Source organism: Serratia sp. GW822-FHT06D09, from assembly GCF_058799515.1.
The window spans coordinates 20073-41815 of sequence record NZ_JBXALO010000004.1 but is presented as its reverse complement, the minus strand read 5'-3'; the positions used below and the strand labels follow the sequence as shown (position 1 = coordinate 41815).

General features: G+C 58.0%; 13 protein-coding genes. 6 read left to right on the top strand and 7 right to left on the bottom strand.

Going from position 1 to position 21743, the window contains the following annotated elements; genetic code table 11:
• The first annotated feature begins 89 nt into the window (after positions 1-89).
• The 4 genes from lysC to AC1RKG_RS11180 all read left to right on the top strand — a co-directional run bounded on the left by lysC (position 90) and on the right by AC1RKG_RS11180 (position 9504).
• Positions 90-1457, top strand: a complete 1368-nt coding sequence (lysC, locus tag AC1RKG_RS11195) for a lysine-sensitive aspartokinase 3 (protein ID WP_020837187.1) — start codon at positions 90-92, stop codon at positions 1455-1457.
• A gap of 143 nt (positions 1458-1600) precedes the next feature.
• A complete protein-coding gene (gene panS, locus AC1RKG_RS11190) occupies positions 1601-2518 on the top strand; it encodes a ketopantoate/pantoate/pantothenate transporter PanS (RefSeq protein WP_020837188.1) in 918 nt (305 codons plus the stop codon).
• Between the two features lie 416 nt (positions 2519-2934).
• Positions 2935-4611, top strand: a complete 1677-nt coding sequence (locus AC1RKG_RS11185; protein WP_493183044.1) for a ShlB/FhaC/HecB family hemolysin secretion/activation protein — start codon at positions 2935-2937, stop codon at positions 4609-4611.
• A 45-nt stretch (positions 4612-4656) separates the two neighbouring features.
• On the top strand, positions 4657-9504 hold the full coding sequence (locus tag AC1RKG_RS11180) for a hemagglutinin repeat-containing protein (protein WP_493183042.1): 4848 nt from the start codon (positions 4657-4659) through the stop codon (positions 9502-9504).
• A 36-nt stretch (positions 9505-9540) separates the two neighbouring features.
• On the opposite strand, the gene AC1RKG_RS11175 is transcribed toward AC1RKG_RS11180, so the two are convergent.
• From AC1RKG_RS11175 to AC1RKG_RS11150, 6 genes are all read right to left on the bottom strand, one after another.
• On the bottom strand, positions 9541-11190 hold the full coding sequence (locus AC1RKG_RS11175; protein WP_041415041.1) for a Na/Pi cotransporter family protein: 1650 nt from the start codon (positions 11188-11190) through the stop codon (positions 9541-9543).
• Positions 11191-11351: 161 nt separating this feature from the next.
• Positions 11352-12344 (bottom strand): ABC transporter ATP-binding protein, encoded by a 993-nt coding sequence (locus AC1RKG_RS11170; RefSeq protein ID WP_046372511.1) that lies wholly within the window; start codon positions 12342-12344, stop codon positions 11352-11354.
• A gap of 4 nt (positions 12345-12348) precedes the next feature.
• Entirely contained in the window at positions 12349-13134 is a 786-nt protein-coding gene (locus AC1RKG_RS11165; protein WP_020837193.1) for an ABC transporter permease, read from the bottom strand.
• Positions 13135-13151: 17 nt separating this feature from the next.
• Positions 13152-13991: an ABC transporter permease gene (locus AC1RKG_RS11160; protein ID WP_020837194.1), complete on the bottom strand. Its 840-nt coding sequence runs from the start codon at positions 13989-13991 to the stop codon at positions 13152-13154.
• 9 nt (positions 13992-14000) lie between these two features.
• Positions 14001-14798, bottom strand: coding sequence for an alkaline phosphatase family protein (locus AC1RKG_RS11155; RefSeq protein ID WP_020837195.1), 798 nt, complete (start codon positions 14796-14798; stop codon positions 14001-14003).
• Positions 14799-14809: 11 nt separating this feature from the next.
• The gene (locus AC1RKG_RS11150) at positions 14810-15871 is read right to left on the bottom strand and encodes an ABC transporter substrate-binding protein (protein WP_020837196.1); all 1062 of its coding nucleotides are present in this window, start codon (positions 15869-15871) and stop codon (positions 14810-14812) included.
• Positions 15872-16064: 193 nt separating this feature from the next.
• Here AC1RKG_RS11150 and AC1RKG_RS11145 point away from each other — a divergent pair, with 193 nt between their 5' ends.
• Complete coding sequence (locus AC1RKG_RS11145; RefSeq protein WP_046372510.1) at positions 16065-16775, top strand: UTRA domain-containing protein; 711 nt, start codon at positions 16065-16067, stop codon at positions 16773-16775.
• Positions 16776-16812: 37 nt separating this feature from the next.
• Here the strand turns inward: AC1RKG_RS11145 and metH are convergent, their stop codons facing one another.
• Positions 16813-20493, bottom strand: coding sequence for a methionine synthase (metH, locus tag AC1RKG_RS11140; protein ID WP_493183039.1), 3681 nt, complete (start codon positions 20491-20493; stop codon positions 16813-16815).
• A gap of 363 nt (positions 20494-20856) precedes the next feature.
• Here metH and iclR point away from each other — a divergent pair, with 363 nt between their 5' ends.
• Positions 20857-21687, top strand: a complete 831-nt coding sequence (gene iclR, locus AC1RKG_RS11135) for a glyoxylate bypass operon transcriptional repressor IclR (RefSeq protein WP_020837199.1) — start codon at positions 20857-20859, stop codon at positions 21685-21687.
• Positions 21688-21743 lie beyond the last annotated feature (56 nt).

Here is a 21743-nt window from a genome sequence, read left to right as displayed (position 1 = left end):
CGTCTGCTCCCGTTTATCGCTCCCCCCTTGTGCCAAGGCTATGAAAAAAGTGCTCTCTGAAGAGGGCCACCCTGACACGAGGTTTTTACATGAACCAAGCAGCACCCCAGAATGCCACCGTTGTCGCCAAATTCGGCGGCACCAGCGTTGCCGACTATGAAGCCATGAACCGCAGCGCCGACGTCGTTCTCGCCAATCCGAACGTACGTCTGGTGGTATTGTCCGCTTCTGCGGGCGTCACCAACCTGCTGGTGGCTCTGGCCGAAGGCAGCGACGCCGACAAGCGTCACTATCAGCTCGACGAAATCCGCCGCATTCAATACGCCATTCTCGATCGCCTCGATAATCCGGCGGTAGTGCGCGACGAAATCGACCGCATGCTGGAAAATATTGCCATGCTGTCCGAAGCAGCCTCCTTGGCCACCTCCACGGCGCTGACCGACGAACTGGTCAGCCACGGCGAACTGATGTCTACCCTGCTGTTCGTTGAGATCCTGCGCAGTCGTGATGTGCAGGCGGAGTGGTTTGACGTACGTAAAGTGATGCACACCGACGATCATTTCGGTCGCGCAACGCCGGACAGCGTAGCGCTGAACCAACTGGCCCAGTCGCTGCTCAAGCCACGCCTGCAGGAAGCCCTGGTGGTTACCCAGGGCTTTATCGGCAGCGAGCCGAAAGGCCGCACCACCACGCTGGGTCGCGGCGGCAGCGATTACACCGCCGCCCTGCTGGGTGAAGCACTGAGCGTCAGCCGGGTCGATATCTGGACCGACGTGCCGGGCATCTACACCACCGACCCACGCGTGGTTCCGGCGGCAAAACGCATCGATAAAATCGCCTTCGAAGAAGCCGCTGAAATGGCCACCTTTGGCGCAAAAGTCTTGCACCCGGCCACCCTGTTACCGGCCGTTCGCAGCGATATCCCGGTGTTCGTCGGCTCCAGCAAAGATCCGTCCGCCGGTGGTACTCTGGTGTGCAACACCACCGAGAACCCACCGCTATTCCGTGCGCTGGCGCTGCGCCGCAAACAAACCCTGCTGACGCTGCACAGCCTCAACATGCTGCACGCACGCGGTTTCCTGGCCGAGGTGTTCAGCATTTTGGCGCGCCACAATATCTCGGTGGACTTGATCACGACCTCCGAAGTTAGCGTAGCGCTGACCATGGATACCACGGGTTCAACCTCCACCGGCGGCAGCCTGCTGACCACTTCATTGCTGACCGAACTGTCGTCACTGTGCCGGGTAGAAGTGGAAGAAAACCTGGCGTTGGTCGCCTTGATCGGCAACAAGCTTTCCCAGGCCTGCGGCGTGGGCAAAGAAGTGTTCGGCGTGCTCGACCCGTTCAATATCCGCATGATCTGTTACGGCGCCAGCAGCTACAACCTGTGCTTCCTGGTACCGGGCGATGACGCCGAACAAGTCGTTCGCACCCTGCACCACAACCTGTTCGAATAAGCTACCGTCACCTTTGCAGGCGCGGCACGCCGCGCCTCTACCTCTAAAAAAGCAGTCCATAACCGTAGGGGTTCAGTTCACCGAACCCGCAAAAAACACAACACCACCCCATCGTTGTTATTTGGCTAAGGAAAACCTCACTCATGCTGGCAAAATTTACCCGATTATTCCCTCTGTGGGCGGTACTGCTCGCCGTCGCCGCCTACAGCACGCCCACCACCTTTACCGGGATCGGCCCCTACGTCAGCCCGCTGCTGATGCTGATCATGTTCGCCATGGGCGTCACGCTGCGGCTCGATGACTTTAAACGCGTACTGTCCCGCCCGGGCCCGGTTGCCGCGGGGATCTTTTTGCATTACCTGATCATGCCGCTGGCGGCCTGGCTGCTGGCAATGCTGTTCCATATGCCCCCGGATCTTTCCGCCGGCATGGTGCTGGTTGGCAGCGTTGCCAGCGGTACCGCGTCCAACGTCATGATCTATCTGGCCAAAGGGGATGTGGCGCTGTCAGTGACCATTTCAGCAGTCTCCACGCTGGTGGGCGTCTTCGCGACGCCGCTGCTGACCCGCCTGTACGTCGATACCGAGATCAGCGTCGACGTCATGGGGATGTTGCTGAGCATTCTGCAGATCGTGGTGATCCCTATTGGTCTGGGTTTGATCGTCCATCACACCTTTACCAAAACCGTCAAACGCATTGAGCCGATCCTGCCGGCGTTGTCGATGATCTGCATTTTGGCGATCATCAGCGCCGTGGTTGCCGGCAGCCAGAGCCATATCGCCTCGGTCGGGCTGGTGGTGATCGTGGCGGTGATCCTGCACAACGGCATCGGGTTGCTGAGTGGTTACTGGGGCGGCAAGCTGTTCGGCTTCGACGAATCGACCTGCCGTACGCTGGCAATTGAAGTCGGCATGCAGAACTCCGGGCTGGCCGCGACGCTGGGTAAAATCTACTTCTCACCGCTGGCCGCGTTGCCGGGTGCCCTGTTCTCAGTGTGGCATAACCTGTCCGGATCCCTGTTGGCGGGTTACTGGTCCGGCCGACCAATCACTAAAAAATAATTTCACCTCGGGGTGCAGTTCACATTTGCGCCCCGGACTCTCCTACGAAATTTCGTATTTCCCACTGGTCGGATTGTCAGAATTATCCCCATCCTCTATTATCCCCGCACAAAATAAAAATTCAGATTTTTCCCAGAGCTGCCGATAACCGCCTATAACGACGAGAGCGGAAAAGTCCAATTAATTTACTTTTTTAATTACCTCATTATGAGTAATTGAAGGGTAATTATTAAAAATATAAACAAGCAGCCTAATTATTATTTAGAAAAATAAAACCCACCTTCTTATTTTCCACTGGCGAATAAGAACCCCGCAATGTGATTGTCGCTCGCGATTCCGGGCCGGCCGTTGGCCGTCCGTTTATTGACCTCATGGATTGAGCAGGCCGCCCCAGCGGCTTCTCATAATGGATTACAATGATCAGAAAAACCGCCGCCCTGGCGCTGCTGTTTAGCACCGCACTCCCCGCCGCCACCCTGCCGGAAATGGGGGGGTTCTCACCGATGAGCGAATCGCGTCGCGCTTTGCAAGACGGTACGCGTGAAGTGAATCAACAAATAGAGCAGCGGCGCTACCAGCAGCTTAAACAGCAACAGTTGCTGGAAGACCCCGAACCCGCTGCACCGGCACTGCCACTTTCGGCTCAATGCCTGCCGATCGGCGGCGTGTATCTGCAGGGGATAACGCTGCTGTCGGCGAAAGATTTGGCAACGCTGAGTGCACTGCCAGAGCACTGCATCAGCAGCAACGACATCAATCGCCTGACGCGTGAATTGACCCGCTTATACCTGGATAAAGGTTATATCACCACACGCGTGCAATTTATTCGCCCCAATGCCGAGGGTGAATTAGGCCTGCGTGTCACAGAAGGATTTATCGAAAAAATAGAGGGGGGCGATCGTTGGGTTAACAGCCAATTATTATTCCCTGGATTGGAAGGTCAGCCATTAAAATTAACCCAGCTCGATCAGGGATTAGATCAGGCCAATCGTTTGCAATCGAATAAAACCCGATTGGATATATTGCCGGGCAGCAAAGTGGGCGCCTCCATTATTCGGCTGCATAATCAACATACTAAACCCTGGTTGCTGTCCGCCACTGTGGATAATTACGGCCAGAAGAATACCGGCCAGTGGCTGGCACGCAGCACGGCAACGCTGGACAGCCCTTTCGGCCTGTCGGACTTCGCCAGCCTGAACGTTGCCGGCACGCTGGACAACCCGGCGCAACGCTATAATCGCGCCTATACCCTGCTCTATTCCCTGCCCTATGGCGCTTTCACCTTCAGCGGCTTTGCCAGCTACTCGCAATACCTGAACCACCAGCAGTTGGTGTTCAACAGCTACAAACTGCACGGCCAGACCCAACAGTACGGTCTGCGCGGCGACTATGTGTTTTATCGCGATCGCGACCAGATCAATACCCTGAACGGGCAACTGACCCATAAGCGCATCACTAACTATTTCGAAACCGTACGTATTGGCCTCGGCAGCCCAACGCTCAGCTTGTTTGAGCTGGGCGTTAACCATCTGCAGATCCTGCCTACCGGGCTGATCAGCGCCAACCTCAGCGTGGAGCAAGGGTTGCCCTGGTTTGGCGCCGACCGTCAAAAGGGGGCCGGGCTGCCCGATCCCCAATTCACCAAGGGCAAGCTGTTCGTCAACCTCAACCAACGCCTCCAGCTTGCCGGTGCCACTTACCAGTTGAGCAACTTGCTGTACGGGCAATACAGCCGCGATCGCCTGCCTGGCGTGGAATGGCTCAGCTTGACGGACCGCAGCGCGATCCGGGGTTTCAGCCGCAGCACGCTGTCCGGTGATAACGGCTGGTATCTGCAAAACACCCTTTCCCGCAGCTTCACCCTGGGCCAGAGCAGCCTCACTCCACGTATCGGCGGCGACGTCGGCCGGGTGCTGCCTCGCGATAACCGACCTTCCGGTTGGCAAAGCAGCGCGGGGTTGAGCGCCGGTGTCACCCTGCGTTACCAACGCGCTATGTTCGACGTTGAAGCCAGCCGCGGTTGGCTACTGTCCAGCCACTCAATGCCCGACGATCCGATACAGGTACTGGCACGCTTTTCGTACACCTTTTAGTTTGCGTTTTTTTGCACTACCACAGCGATATATGGAGATACATGGATGAAAAATAATAACTTCAGGCTCTCGGGAGCGGGCAAGTTAGCCGCTTCACTGGCGATCATTCTCGCCTCCCTCGGCAACGCGTACGCCGGCGAGATCGTAGCGGCCAACGGCGCTAACGGGCCCGGTGTTTCAACTGCCGGTAACGGCGCGCAGGTGGTCAATATCGTGACGCCTAACGACCACGGGCTGTCACATAACCAGTATCAGGATTTCAACGTCAACCAACCCGGCGCGGTGCTGAATAACTCGCTCGATGCCGGGCGGTCTCAGTTGGCCGGCCAACTGGCTGCCAACCCGAACCTGAACAACCAGGCGGCCAGCGTGATCCTCAATGAAGTGATCAGCCGCAACCCGTCGCTGTTGCACGGACAGCAAGAAATCTTCGGCATGGCGGCCGACTACGTGCTGGCTAACCCGAACGGCATCAGTTGCGACGGCTGCGGCTTTATCAATACCAGCCGCTCGTCGCTGGTGGTGGGTAACCCCCTGGTGGAAAACGGCATGCTGCAGGGCTACAGCACGTTGGGCAATCGCAACACCCTGAGCCTTGATGGCCGGCTGAACGCCAGCGGCGTGCTGGATTTGATCGCGCCGAGAATCAACAGCCGCGGCGAGGTCATCGTCGCACCGCTGTACGATAAAAAAAGCGATAAAATGATCTCGGCGATCAACGCCATCAGCGGCAACAACCGCGTATCGCGCGATGCACAGGTGCTCAGCAGCGAACAACCTGAGCTCACAGTCTGGGACCAGTTATTAGGCACCACGGACAGCTACTATCTTGGCAGCATGCAGGCAGGGCGCATTAATATCATCCATACCGTCACCGGCAGCGGCGTAAAGCTGGCGGGCAAGCTGGATGGCAGTGATGAAATCCGGGTGAAAGCTTACAACATCCGCACCGACAGCCAGGTCAACGACAGCAGCAGCAACCGCAATAGCGGCGAGAATTACCAAAACTACCGCGGCGGGATCTACATCAACGACCGCAGCACCGGTCAGCAACTGGCCCGCACCGAGCTGAAAGGCAAAAATATCAGCCTGGTGGCCGATAACAGCAACCACCTGACCGCCACCGACGTTCGTGGCGAAGAGATCACGCTGCAAGGCGCCAGCCTGACGCTCGACGGTCGGCAACTGAAGCAGACTCAGGGCCACACCGATGAGCAGTGGTTCTACAGTTGGAAATACAACGTCACCCGTGAGAATGAGCAGCTTCAACAGGCCACCAGCAACATTGAGGCCACGAAAAATGCCACGCTGATCGCCACCGAGCAGGATGTGACGCTGCGTGGCGCCAAGGTTTCGGCGGGCAATGCATTGAACATCGACGCCAAGCGCGACGTGCAGCTCAGCGGATTGATCGAGCGAGAAAAAACCAGCGAGCGCGGTAATCAGCGCAACCATACCTCCAGCCTGCGTACCGGCAGCTGGAGCAACAGCAATGAAACCGAAAGCCTGAAGTCCAGCAGCGTCTTCTCCGGCGGTGATTTGGCGATAAAAGCCGGTAATCGCGTCGTAGGCCAGGGAACCAAAGTGTACGCGTCAGGCGACCTCAAGGTGGATGCCAACGACCAAATCAATATCGGCGTACAAAAAACCGCCAATGAGAAAACCGTTCGCGACAATAAAACCTCATGGGGCGGTATCGGCGGCGGCAACAACCAGGACAACAGCAACCGTCGCGAAATCAGCAACGCTTCTCAGGTGACGGCCGACGGCACCCTGTGGCTGAACGGCAAACAGGGCGTGACCATTACCGGCAGCACCGTGAAGGGCGCCAAAGGCGGTTTTGTCGCCGCCACCGACGGCGGTCTGCGCATAGATAACGCCCTCAGCACTACGGTTGACAAGGTGGATGCCCGTACCGGCACCGTCTTCAATATCACCAGCAGCTCGCAAAAGTCCAATAACAGCCACCAACAGTCCACCGCCAGCGAATTGGTTTCCGATACCAACCTGCAGTTGGTCAGCAAAAAGGATACCGACGTGGTGGGCAGCAAGGTGACCAGCACCGGTAAGCTGGAAGTCAATGCCGGCGGTAATATCAATGTCAGCAGCGGAGAACAGCAGCAGCACATTGATGAGCAAAAAACTGCCCTTGCCATCAACGCCTATGCCAACGAGAAAAGCGACAAGCAATACCGTGCCGGTTTACGTATTGAGCATACCAGCGACAGCGAGAAAACCACCCGCAGCGAACAACAGTCATCAACGCTGAGCGGCGGCAGCGTCGCGCTGAAAGCAGACAAGGACGTGACCTTCAGCGGATCCAAACTGGTGACCACCCAGGGTGACGCCAGCATCAGCGGCGACAACGTGGCCTTCCTGGCAGCCGACAACAAGACCACCAGCGATACCGAAAAAACTAAAATCGGCGGCGGAGTCTACTACACCGGCGGCATAGATAAAGTTGGCTCCGGCATCGAAGGCGGTTACGAGAACAGCAAGACGCACTCACAAAGCAGCAAGGCGGTGACTTCCGGCAGCGATATCGCGGGCAACCTGACGATTAATGCCAAAGACAAACTGACCCAGCAAGGTGCGCAGCACCAGGTTGGCGGCAAATATCAGGAGAATGCCAACAGCGTTGATCACCTGGCCGCCGTCAACAGCGAAAGCAGCAACACCACTAAAACCGACGTCGGCGTAGACATCGGTGCCAACGTCGATTACAGCGCCGTCACCCGCCCGGTAGAACGTGCGGTAGGGAAAGTCGCCAAGCTGGACGCCAACGGCGTGATTAACGAGATCGGCGGCATCGGCGCACCGAATATCGGGCTGGATATTGGCGCCAATGGCGGCAGCAGCGAAAAGAGCAATAGCAGCTCCCAAGCCGTAGTCAGCAAGATTACCGCCGGATCCATCGACGTAAAAGCCAGCGGAAAATTGCAGGATACAGGTACTCAGTATCAGGCGACTCAAGGGAGCGTAGCGCTGACAGCCGATAGCCACCACAGTGAAGCGGCGAAAAACAGCCAGCAGGAAAGCAGCAGCGAAACCCGCGGCGGCGCCAGCGTGCGCGTTTATACCACCACCGGCAGCGATCTGACCGTCGATGCCAAAGGCGAAGGCGGCAATAAGCACAGCGAAAGCACCGGCAGCCAGGCCGTGACAGGTAGCATCACCGCCGCCAATGGCATCGACATCAAGGTCAAACAAGACGCGGTGTATCAGGGTACTTCGTTGGAGGCCGGCGACGGCAAGGCGAAGGTAAAAGCGGAAGACGGCAACATCCGTTTCGACCAGGCCACCGATACCAGCCATGAAAGCCACAACGGCTTCAATGTCAAAGTGTCGGCCAAAGGCGGCACCACACCGGAAACCAAAAGCTTCGGCCTTGGGCTGGGTGGCGGCTACAGCAACGGGAAGAGTGACGGCAGCAGCGCGCAAGTCAGCAACATCGGCGGCAAACAGGGCGTAGAACTGGATGCCGGCCGTGGGCTGACGCTGCAAGGCAGTAATGTCACCAGCCAGGGCGACGTTTCGCTGAAAGCGGGAGACAAGGTCGCGCTACAGGCAGCCCAATCGCAGCAGACCCGCAAGGACGATACGCTCTCCGGCAATATCGATATCGGCGGCAACAGCACCGATAACGACAAAAAGAGCGCGGGCGGCCTTTCTCTCGGCGGCGCGTTTGACATTGCCAAGGTAGATGAGACCTCGACGACCCAGCAAGGTGGCAAAATCACCAGCGGCGGCGCAGTGACCATTACCGCCAAAGGCAACGACGCGCATGCCCTGCATCTGCAGGGAACCGAGGTCAAGGGCAGCAGCGTTGGCCTGAACGCCGAGAACGGCGGCGTGGTGCTGGAGTCGGTGCAAAACCAGGAGCAGAAAAACAACTGGAACCTGGGGCTGAAGGCTAACGCCAAAGGCGGCCAATCCTTCAATAAGGACGCCAACGGCAAGGTGGATACCACCAGCGGCAGCGACACCCATACCCTGGGCGCCGGTGTGAAAGTCGGTGTCGATAACCTGCAAAAAACCACTCAGGGCAACAGCCTGATTAGCGCAGGAGAAGTCACGATCAACAGTGGTAAAGACACCCAGTTGGCCGGCGCCCGAATCGATGCCGACAGCGTGCAAGGCAACATCGGTGGCGATCTGCGCGTCGAAAGTCGCAAAGACAGCGAAAGCAGCGTGAAGGTCGATGTGGATGTCGGTCTGAGCCACACCAACGACCCGGCCAGCAGCATAACCAGCAAACTGTCGAAAGTGGGTACCCCGCACTACGCGGGTAAGGTGAAGGAGAAGCTGGAGGGCGGCATCAACAAGGTCGCTGACGCCACCACCGACAAGTACAACAGCGTAGCTCGTCGCCTCGATCCGAAGCAGGACACCACCGGCGCGGTCAGCTTCAGCAAGGCCGAGGGTAAGGTCACCCTGCCGGAAACGCTGGTCGGCGAAAAAGAAAAGGGGCCACTGTGGGATCGCGGCGCTCGCTTCCTGGGCAACAAATCCAAAGAGAGCCTGACCGGTCCTGCCGGGCTGCAAGGCCAGTTCAAGGTCAAGGCCGACGTAGTCAATAACGATGCGGTAGGCGTGCAGTCGGCCATCAATGGGAAAAATGACGTTGCGCTCAACGTTCAGGGCACCACTCGTCTCACTGGCGGCGAGATCCGCAGCCAGCAAGGTGAAGTGACGCTGGGTAACGGTAAACTGGAACAGCAGGACGTGGCCGGCAACCGCTATCAGGGTGGCGGTCATCTCGATGCCGCTGCCTCGGCAGGCGCACTGCTGGGCATCGCCGGTAAAAGCGTGGTGAACCTGGAGACACCGGTCGGCGGTTATATCAATAACCAGGCCGCCGATGCCAAAGCGGGGGTCTTTTCGGGTAAATAATTGAGGTACTGCCCCCGGCCACGCCGGGGGCATGACTTACAGCGTGCTGGGCGTATCCTCCCACTCGCGCTCATCATCCTTTTCATCTTGATCCAGCACGTTATATGCCACCGCACAGAACAGTGAGTTCAGGCGTTTCATATCCCCCAACAGCCCCAGGTGCAGCGAGCTGGTTTCAATACTTTGAACGTTCTGCTGATGCAAGCGATCAACGTGCGCATGGGCGTAACGACGATCCAAAATCCGGAACCGATGCTTGGAGCGCCGCAGCCGTTTGGCGCTGGTAAGGTCACCGGACAAGAACACCGACAGTCCCAGACGCAGATTGCCTATCAGCCGCTCATGCAACGCATCCAGTTCGGCCAGCCCTTCGGTGGAGAATGCTCGCCGCGCCGCGTGTGATTTCGCCCCCACGTCCCCGGCCATGCGCTCGATAATGTCACCCGCCTGTTCCAGATTCAGCGCCATCTCGATGATTTCCGCCCAGCGCCGAGAGTCTTCCTCGCCTAAATCCTCTTTCTGGATCTGCGCCAGATACAGCTTGATGGCGGTATAAAGCACGTCGACGTCATCATCCAGCCGGCGAACCTCTTTATCCTGCCCCTGCTTACCGTGCAGCACTTCGCGCTGCAGAATCATCATGTGCTCCACCACGTCGCCCATACGCAGGGTTTCACGTGCCGCGTTGGCCAATGCCAGCGTCGGGGTATCCAGTGCACTGGCATCAAGGTGCCGCGGTCGCAATCGGGGATCGTCCGCCGCCACGTCGGCAATCAGCGTTTCACACAGGCGCGCCATCGGCCCGGCCAACGGGATCAGCACCAGGCAACGGATCAGGTTGTAGAACACGTGGAAGTAGATAACCAACTCTTCGTTGCCGCCAGGCAACCGAGTCATCACGTCCGCCAGATAAGAGACAAACGGCAGCACCAGCACACAACCCATCAGCTTGAACAACAGGCTGCCGAGCGCCACCCGACGACCGGCGGCATTCTGGCCGCTGGTGTTGATCATCGCCAACAGACCGCTGCCAAGATTGGCACCGATCACCAGGCACAGCGCCACCTTCAGCGAGATCACCCCGGAGGCCGTCAGAGTGGCAGTCAACAGTACGGCCGCCAGGCTGGAATAGCTGACAATGGCGAACAGCGCACCGGTCAGGGCATCCAGCATCACATCACCGGTCAGTGACGAGAACAACACTTTCACACCCGCCGCCTGGGTGATTGGCGTCGCGGCGGCAACAATCAGCTCCAGCGCTAGTACGATCAGCCCGAGGCCGATACACACGCGCCCCATTTGCCCTACACGGGTTTGCTTGCGGCTGAGAAACAGAAAGACGCCGACCAGGATCAGCAGCGGTGACAGCCAGGAGAGGTCAAAGGTCAGTATTCGCGCCATCAGCGCGGTACCGACATCGGCGCCGAGCATGATCACCAGTGCGGGCGTCAGTCCCACCAGCCCTTGCGCGACGAAAGAGGTCACCAGCAACGCCGTGGCGTTACTGCTTTGCACCAGCGCGGTCACGCCGATACCGGAGACGAACGCCAGCGGTTTTTTCTCTACGCTGTCGCTCAATACCCGGCGCAAATTAGCGCCGTAAACCCGCATAATTCCGGTGCGCACGATGTGGGTACCCCACACCAAAAGGGCAACGGAAGAAAGCAGGTGAAGAAGGGTCAACACGGAAGGAACGCTCCCTTCACGCCCGGCAAGACACAGCAGGCTATCCTGCCTGCCAGGCGTGCATAAAGGCAGGACAGCGGCAACAGGCTGCAGACCGCTATTGGAGGGTTAACGCAACGGCAGGAATTACCCTGGAGTTATCATTGAATGCCGCAGCGATGTCATGCAACTTCCCGTAATGTAACAGTTTCTAAGTGTAGTCCAATTTCACTGCCGTCGGGCCGCAAATCTTCGACCGAACGGTTGAGCACGTCGACCAGCAGCTCCACACCGCGGGCCCGTACCCGATAGCGCACCACGTTGCCCAACAGGCTGTGGTTAAGGATCACCGCGGCAATCCCCTGCCCGGCAGGCACCAGGGTAATGGACTCTGGTCGAACAGCTACCTTACCGTGGTAAGGGCTGCCGGTCAAAGTCGTCGCCTGTTCCGCACTCAACAGGTTGTAGTTGCCGATGAACCCGGCGGCGAAGACGTCGGCCGGCTGGGTATACAGAGTTTCCGCGTCACCGCTTTGTACGATTTGTCCTTTGTTCATCAAGACAATGCGATCCGACAGCGTCAGCGCCTCTTCCTGATCGTGGGTAACGAAGATGGCCGTCAGGTTCAGTTCGCGCTGGATCCGACGGATCTGTTCGCGCAGGTGCTTACGAATACGCGCGTCCAGTGCCGAAAGGGGCTCGTCGAGCAACAGCAGCCGCGGACGGGTCACCAGCGAACGTGCCAGCGCCACCCGTTGGCACTGTCCACCGGACAGCTGATGCGGATAGCGTTTCGCCAGCTCAGTCAGCTCCACCAACGCCAGCACCTCTTGCACCCGCTGCTGGATCTGACCGGCCGCCAGCTTTTGCATTTTCAGCCCGAACGCGACGTTGCCCTCAACGGTCATGTTCGGGAATAACGCATAGCTCTGGAACACCATGCCGATACCGCGCTTTTGCGGGGGGAGCGGCACCAGATCCTGGCCCTGCAGCAGGATCTGTCCGCTGTCGACCGGGGTAAGCCCCGCCAGACAGCGCAGCAACGTCGATTTACCGCAGCCGCTCGGCCCGAGCAGCGTGACAAACTCGCCCTCCTCGGCGGTGAAGTCGATATCCTGAAACACCTGGGTCTGGCCATAGTGTTTATTGAGGCGGGTGACATTGAGGTAAGCCATGCGGTTAGCCCTTATTTTTATTCAGCAAATTCGCCAACCAGGTGACAATCAGCACCACGGCGAAATAAGAAATGACCAGTGCGCTGGTGAAATGGCCGCTGCCGTTACGCATGTTGTAGAGGTAAACCTGCAGCGTTTCGTATTGGCTGCCCACCAGCAGGTTGGCGAAGACGAATTCGCCAATCAGGAAAGAGAACGACAGCAGTACCGCAATCATCCCGCCCTTACGCAGGTTCGGCAGCACCACCAGCAGCGCCGCCTGCCAGGTGCTGGCGCCCAGCAGATGTGCGGCGTCCATCAGGTCGCGCAAGTTGATCGCCTGCATGTTGTTGCTGATGGCACGGTAAATAAACGGCAGCGTAATGGAAAAATAGCAGCCGATCAGGATCCACGGCGTGCCCAGCAGCGGCAGCGGATCGGCGGCGAACAGCTGCATCAACCCGACCGCCGACACTACCGGCGGCACGGCAAATGGCAGCAGGATCAGCACGTTCATTACCGCATCCAGTTTGGGAAAATAGTAAGCAATCACAAACATCGTTGGCAAAATCACCACCACCGCCAGCACCAGGGTGCCAAAGCAGATCAGCAGCGAGTGCCACAGCGCCAGCAGGAAGCGGGGATCGCTCCATAAGGCCACCAACCATTTCAGGGTAAAGCCGTCCGGCAGAATAGTCGCGCCCCACTGGGTGGCCAGCGCATAAATCAGCGTCGCCGCCAGCGGCAACAGCAGGATCAGCAACAGCAGACCGCTTACTACGCGGTGATAGCCGGTTTCAAAGCGCGACATGGCCGCCCTCCGCAACATTATGAGCGCGCATTGAGGTAGCTCCTGCGCAACAGCCATTGATGGATCAGAGTAATAAACGCCATCATCACCACCAGCAGCATGGCCAGCGCGCTGGCCAGGTTAGGGTCGAGGGAGATATCCCCCGCGACCAGCGCCGATATGCGGATCGGTATCACGTTGAAATTGCCAGTGGTCAACGCATACACCGTGGCATAAGCCCCCAGTGCGTTGGCCAGCAGGATGACAAAGGTGCCCATCAACGCCGGCGCCAGCACCGGCAAGCCAATATGCCGCCAGTAGCGCCACGGACTGGCGCCAAGCAGCGATGCCGATTCGCGCCAGTCCTCGCGCAGCGCGTCAAACGCCGGGTACAGCAGCAGCACGCCCAGCGGGATCTGGAAGTAGGTATAAAGTACGATCAGTCCGGTTTTGGAATACAGGTTGAAGCTTTCCATCAGGCCATATTTGCGCAGCAGCAGCGTCAGGCAGCCGTTCAATCCCAGCAGAATGACAAAGGCAAACGCCAAGGGGACCCCGGCGAAATTGCTGGTCATGTTGGTAAACGACATCACAAAATCATGAAACCGCGTCTGACCGAGCCGGCGCAGTGAGTAACTGCCTACTAACGCAATCAGCAGCCCATAAACGCTCGACCAAAGAGAGATCTCCAGCGAGAACTGAAACGCCTGCAAATAGAACGGCGAGGTCAGTACGTCAACATAGTTGCCCAGCCCCCAGCCGCTGGTCTGGCTGAAAAAGCTGCTGACGGCAATCCACACCAGCGGCGCAATTTGAAACGCGCCGAACAGCAGGATAAACGGCAGTAGGCACAGCGCGGCAATCCACTTAGCTTTCATGGCTCACCCTTAGGCCAACAGCGCACGGCAACGCGGCTTGTCGTGCGGTATCTGCAGCACTTCGCACAGGGTGCCACACAGGTCGGTTTGCTGCGGATTAGCGTCGCTCTGGCTGAAGGCGTCACCGAAGACAAACAGCGGCACCTGTCGCTCTTCCGGCAACACGCCGCCGTGGCTGCGATCGTCATTCATGCCGTGATCGGCGGTGACCATCACCTGATAACCCGCATTCAGCCAGTCGGCCAAATAGCGCGACAGTACGCCGTCGGCGTTGCGCGCCGCATTGCGGTACTGTGGCGATGACAGGCCAAAGCGGTGCCCGGTGTCGTCAATGTTCATCGGGTGGATCAGTAAGAAATCGGGTTGATGACGGCGGCGCAAGCTTTCCGCATCGTCAAACAGGTGAGAATCCGGGTAACGGTCGTCGTAATAAAAATGGCCGTGCTGGATCGGCAGTTCGGCATCGTCGGTATGGCGATCGCGCGCGGGGTCGAACGGGGTACGATTGTACAGCTCACTGAACCAATGATAGGCCGCTGCCGCGGTAGTCAAGCCCGCGGCACGAGCGTAGTGAAACACGCTTTGCTGATGCGAGAGGCGTGACACCTGGTTATGCACCACGCCACTCTCCACCGGCGGCACACCGGTGAGGATGCATTCGTACAGCGGTCTGGAGAGCGAGGGCAACTCGCTCTCCAACTGATACAACCGTCCGCGCCCTGCCGCACATTCGGCCTGCAGATAGCCCATGGCGTCGTGTGCCACCTGATAGTTCAGACCGTCCAGCAGCACGAGGATAGTTTTCATGATGGTTTAACTCACTGCTGCATAAACATAATGACGTTTTCCTGCCACTGGCGCGGCAGCGTTTTGGCACTTTGCTCCCAGGCCGCCGGGTCGGCGATCGGGTGAGCATTCTTATACTGTTCGGCCGGCAGCAGCTTGGCTTTGACATCGTCTGGCAACGTCAGGTGTTCCGCTCGGATTGGACGCGCATAGCCGCGCGCCAGGTTGATTTGGCCTGCGTCTGAGAAAATGTATTCGCGTGCCAGCTTGGCGGCATTCGGGTGTTTGGCGTATTTGTTGATAATGGTGGTGTAACCGGAAGTGATAGATCCGTCAGAGGGGATCAGCACTTCAAAGCGGGTTTTGTCGATCTGATCGCGGTAGTTCAAACCGTTAAAGTCCCAAACCACCCCCACCTGCACTTCGCCCTTTTCCAGCGAGGCGATCACCGGGTTGCTCAGGCTCAGGCGCCCGGCCTTGGCCAGCTTGCCGAAGAATTCCAGGCCCGGCTTCAGGTTCTTTTCGTTCCCGCCCATCGCGTAGGTTGCCGCCAGCACGCCGCTGGCCGCCTGTGAAGCGGTGCCGACGTCACCAATAGTGACCTGATAAGTGCCCTTCAACAGATCTGCCCAGCTGTGGGGGATCTCTTTCACCTGTTTTTTATTGATAATGAAGGCGATGGTGCCGGTATAGGCCAGTGCCCAGTGGCCGTCCTTGTCTTTGGCCCAGTCAGGTACCTGTTCCCAGGTGGAAGGTTTATACGGCTGGGTCACCCCTTTTTGTACCGCGATAGGGCCGAATGCCGCGCCCACGTCACCAATATCCGCCGTAGCATTGCTCTTTTCCGCATCAAACTTGGCAATTTCCTGCGCCGAGCTCATGTCGGTATCGACATGCTTCAGGCCGTACTTGCTCAGCAGATCCTGCCAGGTATCTTTCCAGTTAGCCCAGCTGTCCGGCATGCCGACGCTGTTGACTTCCCCTTCCTTCTTGGCAGCCTGTTCCAGCGCCGCCAGATCGGAATCGGCTGCCCAGCTCATTTGACTGGTCAGGACAATGGCACTGGTTAACACAGAAGCGCACAAACGTTTCATAACTGATGCTCCGGGTGGTAGTGTGGGAGTGGCTGGACTAGTCCAGCAAGAACCAAGCCAATCTAACGGACGAATGTGATAATTATATGTCAGTCTAAAAAAGCAGCGGTTTTATCGCATTTGGCGTGTTCGTCAGCCCTTCGCTGGTCTACCTTTAGCGGGGATAAACGCACTAAAATGGGGCATCTGTTGCATGAGTGAAGTATCGACAACCGTGGCGACCATCTGCCAGACGCTGAACGCCCGGATCGCCGTGGGGGAGTTCAGCGCCGACGGCAAATTGCCTTCGGAACGTGCTCTGAGCGAACAGTTTTCCACCACCCGTATTACGCTGCAGGAAGCGCTCGGTCAGTTGGAGGCGCAGGGTGTGATCTACCGTCAGGTGAGGCGCGGCTGGTTTATCTCGCCGCCGCGGCTGATCTACAACCCTCTGCAGCGCAGCCACTTCCACGCCATGGCGCAACAGCAAGGGCGTGATGCCCATACCGAAGTGATCGACAGCGCCACCGTGCCGCTGCGCGAAGATCTGAGCCAAAAACTGGCTTTACCGTCCGGTAGCGAGGTCTATCGCATTCGTCGGTTGCGCTACATCGATGGCCGCGCGGTGCTGTATTGCGAGCACTACCTCAACCCGGCCTACTTTGCCGGCATTCTGGAGGAAGATTTAACCCAGTCGCTGACCGGGTTGTATGCCGAACGCTACGGCATTCGCTACGGGCGGGTACGTTTCGATATGCTGCCAACCCTGCTGTCGCAGGAAGCGGCAGCCATGCTGAAGGTCACCTACGGCAGCCCGGCGTTATTTATTACCCGGGTTAACCGCGATCAGCACGATCGGGTGATTGACTGCGATTTGGAATACTGGCGATACGACGCGCTGCACATTGACGTCGAAGCGTTGTAATGACATGGGCGCATTGCTGCGCCCATCTAGGAGAGGATCAGTCGGCGTCGTAACCAAGGTTAGGCGCTAACCAGCGTTCAACCTCGCCGACGCTCATGCCTTTGCGCGCCGCATAATCTTCAACCTGATCGCGCTGGATCTGCGCCACCGCGAAATATTTGCTTTGCGGGTGGCTGAAGTACCAACCGGATACCGCCGCCCCCGGCCACATGGCGAAGGACTCAGTCAATTCCATGCCGGTATGATGATTAACGTCCAGCAGTCGCCAGATCTCCGCTTTCTCGGTGTGCTCCGGACAGGCCGGATACCCCGGCGCCGGACGAATGCCCTGGTAATTTTCGCGGCTCAGCTCTTCGTTACTCAGGTTCTCGTCGCTGGCAAAGCCCCAGTGCACCTTGCGCACCTGTTCATGCAGGTACTCGGCGAAAGCCTCCGCCAAACGGTCGGACAGCGCCTTCACCATGATTTTATTGTAATCATCGTGCTGCGCGTCATAGGCCGCCGCCAGTTCATCCTCTTCCAACCCACCGGTCACTGCGAAAGCCCCGAAGTAGTCGGCCTTGCCGCTGCTTTTCGGCGCGACGAAGTCGGCCAGGCAGTAGTTCGGGAAGTCGGTTTTTTCGGTCTGCTGGCGCAGATGGCGACTGACCACCAGCACCTCATCGCGATTTTCGTCGCGATAAACTTCGACATCGTCACCGACCCGGTTAGCCGGGAACAGGCCATAAACGCCGCGCGGGTTGAGGCTGCCGTTAGCGGCCAGCATATCCAGCATCTGGTTGGCGTCAGCAAACAGCCGCTTGGCTTCTTCCCCCACCACTTCATCTTCCAGAATGCGCGGGTATTTGCCCGCCAGCGACCAGGTCATAAAGAACGGCGTCCAGTCGATGTAATGCCGCAGCGTCTCGATACTGGCTTCGACCGGGTAAACGCCCAGTTGCTTCGGTACCGGTGGCTGATAATTTTCCCAATCCAGCACCATGGCATTCGCGCGCGCTTTCTGCAGGTCAACCGGCGGAGTTCGCGGTTTCTTACGTGCGTGCTGAATGCGGACGGTTTCGTATTCTTTACGGGTTCGCGCCACAAAATCGTCGCGCTGAGCGCTGGAAAGCAATGCCGACACCACGCCCACGGTACGCGAGGCATTTTGTACGTAGGTGGTTGAGCCGCTGTAATTCTGCTCAATCTTCACCGCAGTATGGGCCTTGGAGGTGGTAGCGCCGCCGATCAGCAGCGGCAGGGTAAAGCCCTGACGCTCCATCTCTTTCGCCACGTTGACCATCTCGTCCAACGACGGGGTGATCAGTCCGGACAGGCCGATAATATCCACATTTTGCTCGCGCGCGGTTTTCAGGATTTTCTCTGTCGGCACCATCACGCCCAGATCGACAATTTCATAGTTGTTGCACTGCAGTACCACGCCAACGATATTCTTGCCAATGTCGTGCACGTCGCCCTTCACCGTCGCCAGCAGGATTTTGCCTGCCGTTGAGCCCTTTTGCTTGCTGGCCTCAATGTACGGCTCCAGATAGGCCACCGCCTGTTTCATCACGCGGGCGGATTTCACCACCTGCGGCAGGAACATCTTGCCTTCGCCGAACAGATCGCCGACGACGTTCATGCCCGCCATCAGTGGCCCTTCGATCACTTCGATCGGGCGATCCGCCCTCTGTCGGGCCTCTTCGGTATCGAGCTCGATAAACTCGGTGATGCCTTTTACCAGCGAGTATTCCAGCCGTTTTTCGACCGGCCAGCCGCGCCATTCCGCCTGCTGCACTGCTACTTCATTGTCTTTGCTGCCGCGGTATTTCTCCGCCAGTTCCAGCAGCCGTTCGGTCCCGTCGTCACGACGGTTGAGGATCACGTCTTCCACCGCATCGCGCAGCTCAGCCGTCAGATCGTCGTAGATCGCCAACTGCCCGGCGTTAACGATCCCCATGTCCATGCCGTTGCGGATCGCGTGATACAGGAACACCGCGTGGATCGCTTCGCGTACAGGATCGTTGCCGCGGAATGAAAACGACACGTTGGACACGCCGCCGGAAATCATCGCGTGCGGCAGGTGAGTTTTGATGTCGGCACAGGCTTCGATAAAGTCGACGGCGTAGTTGTTATGCTCTTCAATACCGGTAGCAACGGCGAAAATATTCGGGTCGAAAATAATGTCTTCCGGCGGGAAGCCGACGCGCTCGGTCAGAATTTTATAGGCACGGCGGCAAATCTCGAATTTGCGCTCGCGCGTGTCGGCCTGGCCCACTTCGTCAAACGCCATCACCACCACCGCGGCACCGTAACGACGCACCAGCTTGGCATGATGAATAAAGGCCTCTTCGCCTTCTTTCATCGAGATGGAGTTAACGATGCCTTTGCCCTGAATGCACTTCAGGCCTTTTTCGATCACCGACCATTTGGAGGAGTCGATCATGATCGGCACCCGGGCGATATCCGGCTCACCGGCGATCAGGTTGAGAAAACGCACCATCGCCGCTTCCGCGTCGAGCATCCCCTCATCCATGTTGATGTCGATAATCTGGGCGCCGCTTTCCACCTGCTGGCGAGCAACCGCCAACGCTTCGCTGTATTTCTCTTCTTTGATCAGCCGCTTAAAGCGTGCCGAGCCGGTCACGTTGGTACGCTCACCCACGTTGACGAACAACGTTTTGGCATCGATGTTTAGCGGCTCCAGCCCCGCCAGACGGCAGGCCACCGGGATCGCCGGCAATTGGCGCGGTGGCACGCCCGCCACGGCCTTGGCCATGGCGGCAATGTGCTCCGGCGTGGTACCGCAGCAGCCACCGATGATATTCAGGAAGCCGGCTTGCGCCCACTCCCCAACCTGCCTCGCCATCTCTTGCGCATCCAGATCGTATTCACCGAACGCATTAGGTAAACCGGCATTGGGGTGTGCAGTGACGTAGCTTTCCGATATACGCGACAGTTCGGCAACGTATTGACGCAGTTCATCCGGCCCCAGCGCACAGTTCAGGCCAAAGCTCAGCGGTTTGACGTGGCGCATCGAGTTATAGAAGGCTTCGGTGGTTTGACCGGACAGGGTTCGGCCGGAAGCATCGGTGATGGTGCCGGAAATCATGATCGGCAGCGAAACGCCCAAGGCTTCGAATTCGGTTTCCACCGCGAAGGCGGCGGCCTTGGCGTTCAGGGTATCGAAGATGGTTTCGATCATGATCAGATCGACACCGCCCTCCACCAGCGCACGCGTCGACTCGCGGTAGGCTTCCACCAGTTCGTCGAAAGAAACGTTACGAAAAGCCGGATCGTTGACGTTCGGCGAAATAGAGGCGGTGCGGTTGGTCGGCCCCAGCACCCCGGCCACGTAGCGCGGCTGCTCTGGGGTACGCGCAGTCCATTCGTCTGCGCAGGCACGTGCCAGGCAGGCGGCCTGATAGTTAATCTCGGCGGACAGCGACTCCATATGGTAGTCGGCCATGGCGATGGAGGTGGAGTTGAAGGTATTGGTTTCGAGGATGTCGGCTCCCGCTTCCAGATAGCCGTAGTGAATGGCGGTAATGACCTCGGGCTTGGTCAGCACCAGCAGGTCGTTATTGCCTTTCAGATCGCTTTGCCAGTCGGCAAAACGCTCACCGCGAAAGTCGCTCTCTTCCAGACGGTAGCTTTGGATCATGGTGCCCATGCCGCCGTCCAACACTAAAATTCGCTGCGCTAACTGACGGCGCAGTTGTTCTACTCGATTCACCACCCCTTATCCCCTTTATCTTTCAAGCCACTGCTATATTGACCCCTATGTAAAATTATCGGGTCACTATGTCACCATCACCCATACCCTAGGGATTTCAAGTTGCGGCTAGGCGCCCAGCCTGTTCATCCTCAGGAGCTTACTAAAGTAAGTGACTGGGGTGAACACGTGCAGGCAACAACGCTGCGGCTTGAAAGACGACGGGTATCGGTCATCCTAGCACAGGTTGTGCCGCTAAAGGGGCGAGCGGTTATTGAGAGTTTTTCAGGTTGTCTGGCAACACATCCGATGAGCTGATTGACGGCTTGCATTTCACACGTAAAAAACGAAAATGAATTCCATCATACGGAAAAAGGAATGTGAATCATGGTCACCCCCGTTCCCGCCAAACGTGGCAAGAAGCCCCGCGCTGCATCTCCAAGCGCCAGTGCGGCAACCGGTCAGGTACAGTCGCTGACCCGTGGCCTGAAATTATTGGAATACATTGCCGAAGCCCAGGGCAACGTGGCGCTGACCGACCTGGCCCAACAGGCGGGGTTACCGAACTCCACCACTCACCGTCTGCTTTCCACCATGCAACAGCAAGGGTTCGTGCGTCAGGTCGGCGATCTGGGTCTGTGGACTATAGGTTCACACGCCTTTGTGGTGGGCAGCAGTTTTCTGCAAAGCCGTAATCTGTTGGCGATGGTGCACCCCACGCTGCGTCGCCTGATGGAAGAGTCTGGCGAAACGGTTAACCTGGCGGTGCTGGATACCAGCGAGTACCAGGCGATTATTATCGACCAGGTGCAATGCACCGCGCTGATGCGCATGTCTGCGCCCATCGGCGGCAAACTGCCGATGCACGCCTCCGGTGCCGGTAAAGCCTTTCTGTCCACCCTGCCGGACGATCAGGTCACCAAATTGCTGCATAAAAAGGGCATGCAAACCTATACCCAGCATACGCTAACGCCGCACAACCTGAAGGAAGGGCTGGCGCAGATCCGCAAGCAGGGTTTCTCGTTTGACGATGAAGAGCATGCGCTGGGTCTGCGCTGCGTGGCGGCCTGCATTTTTGACGAGCACCGCGAAGCCTTCGCTGCCATTTCGATTTCCGGCCCCGTATCGCGCATCACCGACAACCGCGTGATTGAGCTGGGCGCCTTGGTGATCCATGCCGCAAAAGAGATCAGCCTGGAATACGGTGGCGTACGTTAAAGTGGAGCAATGCCGTTGCATTAAACCTTCAAATAATCGAATATTAGACGTTTTAT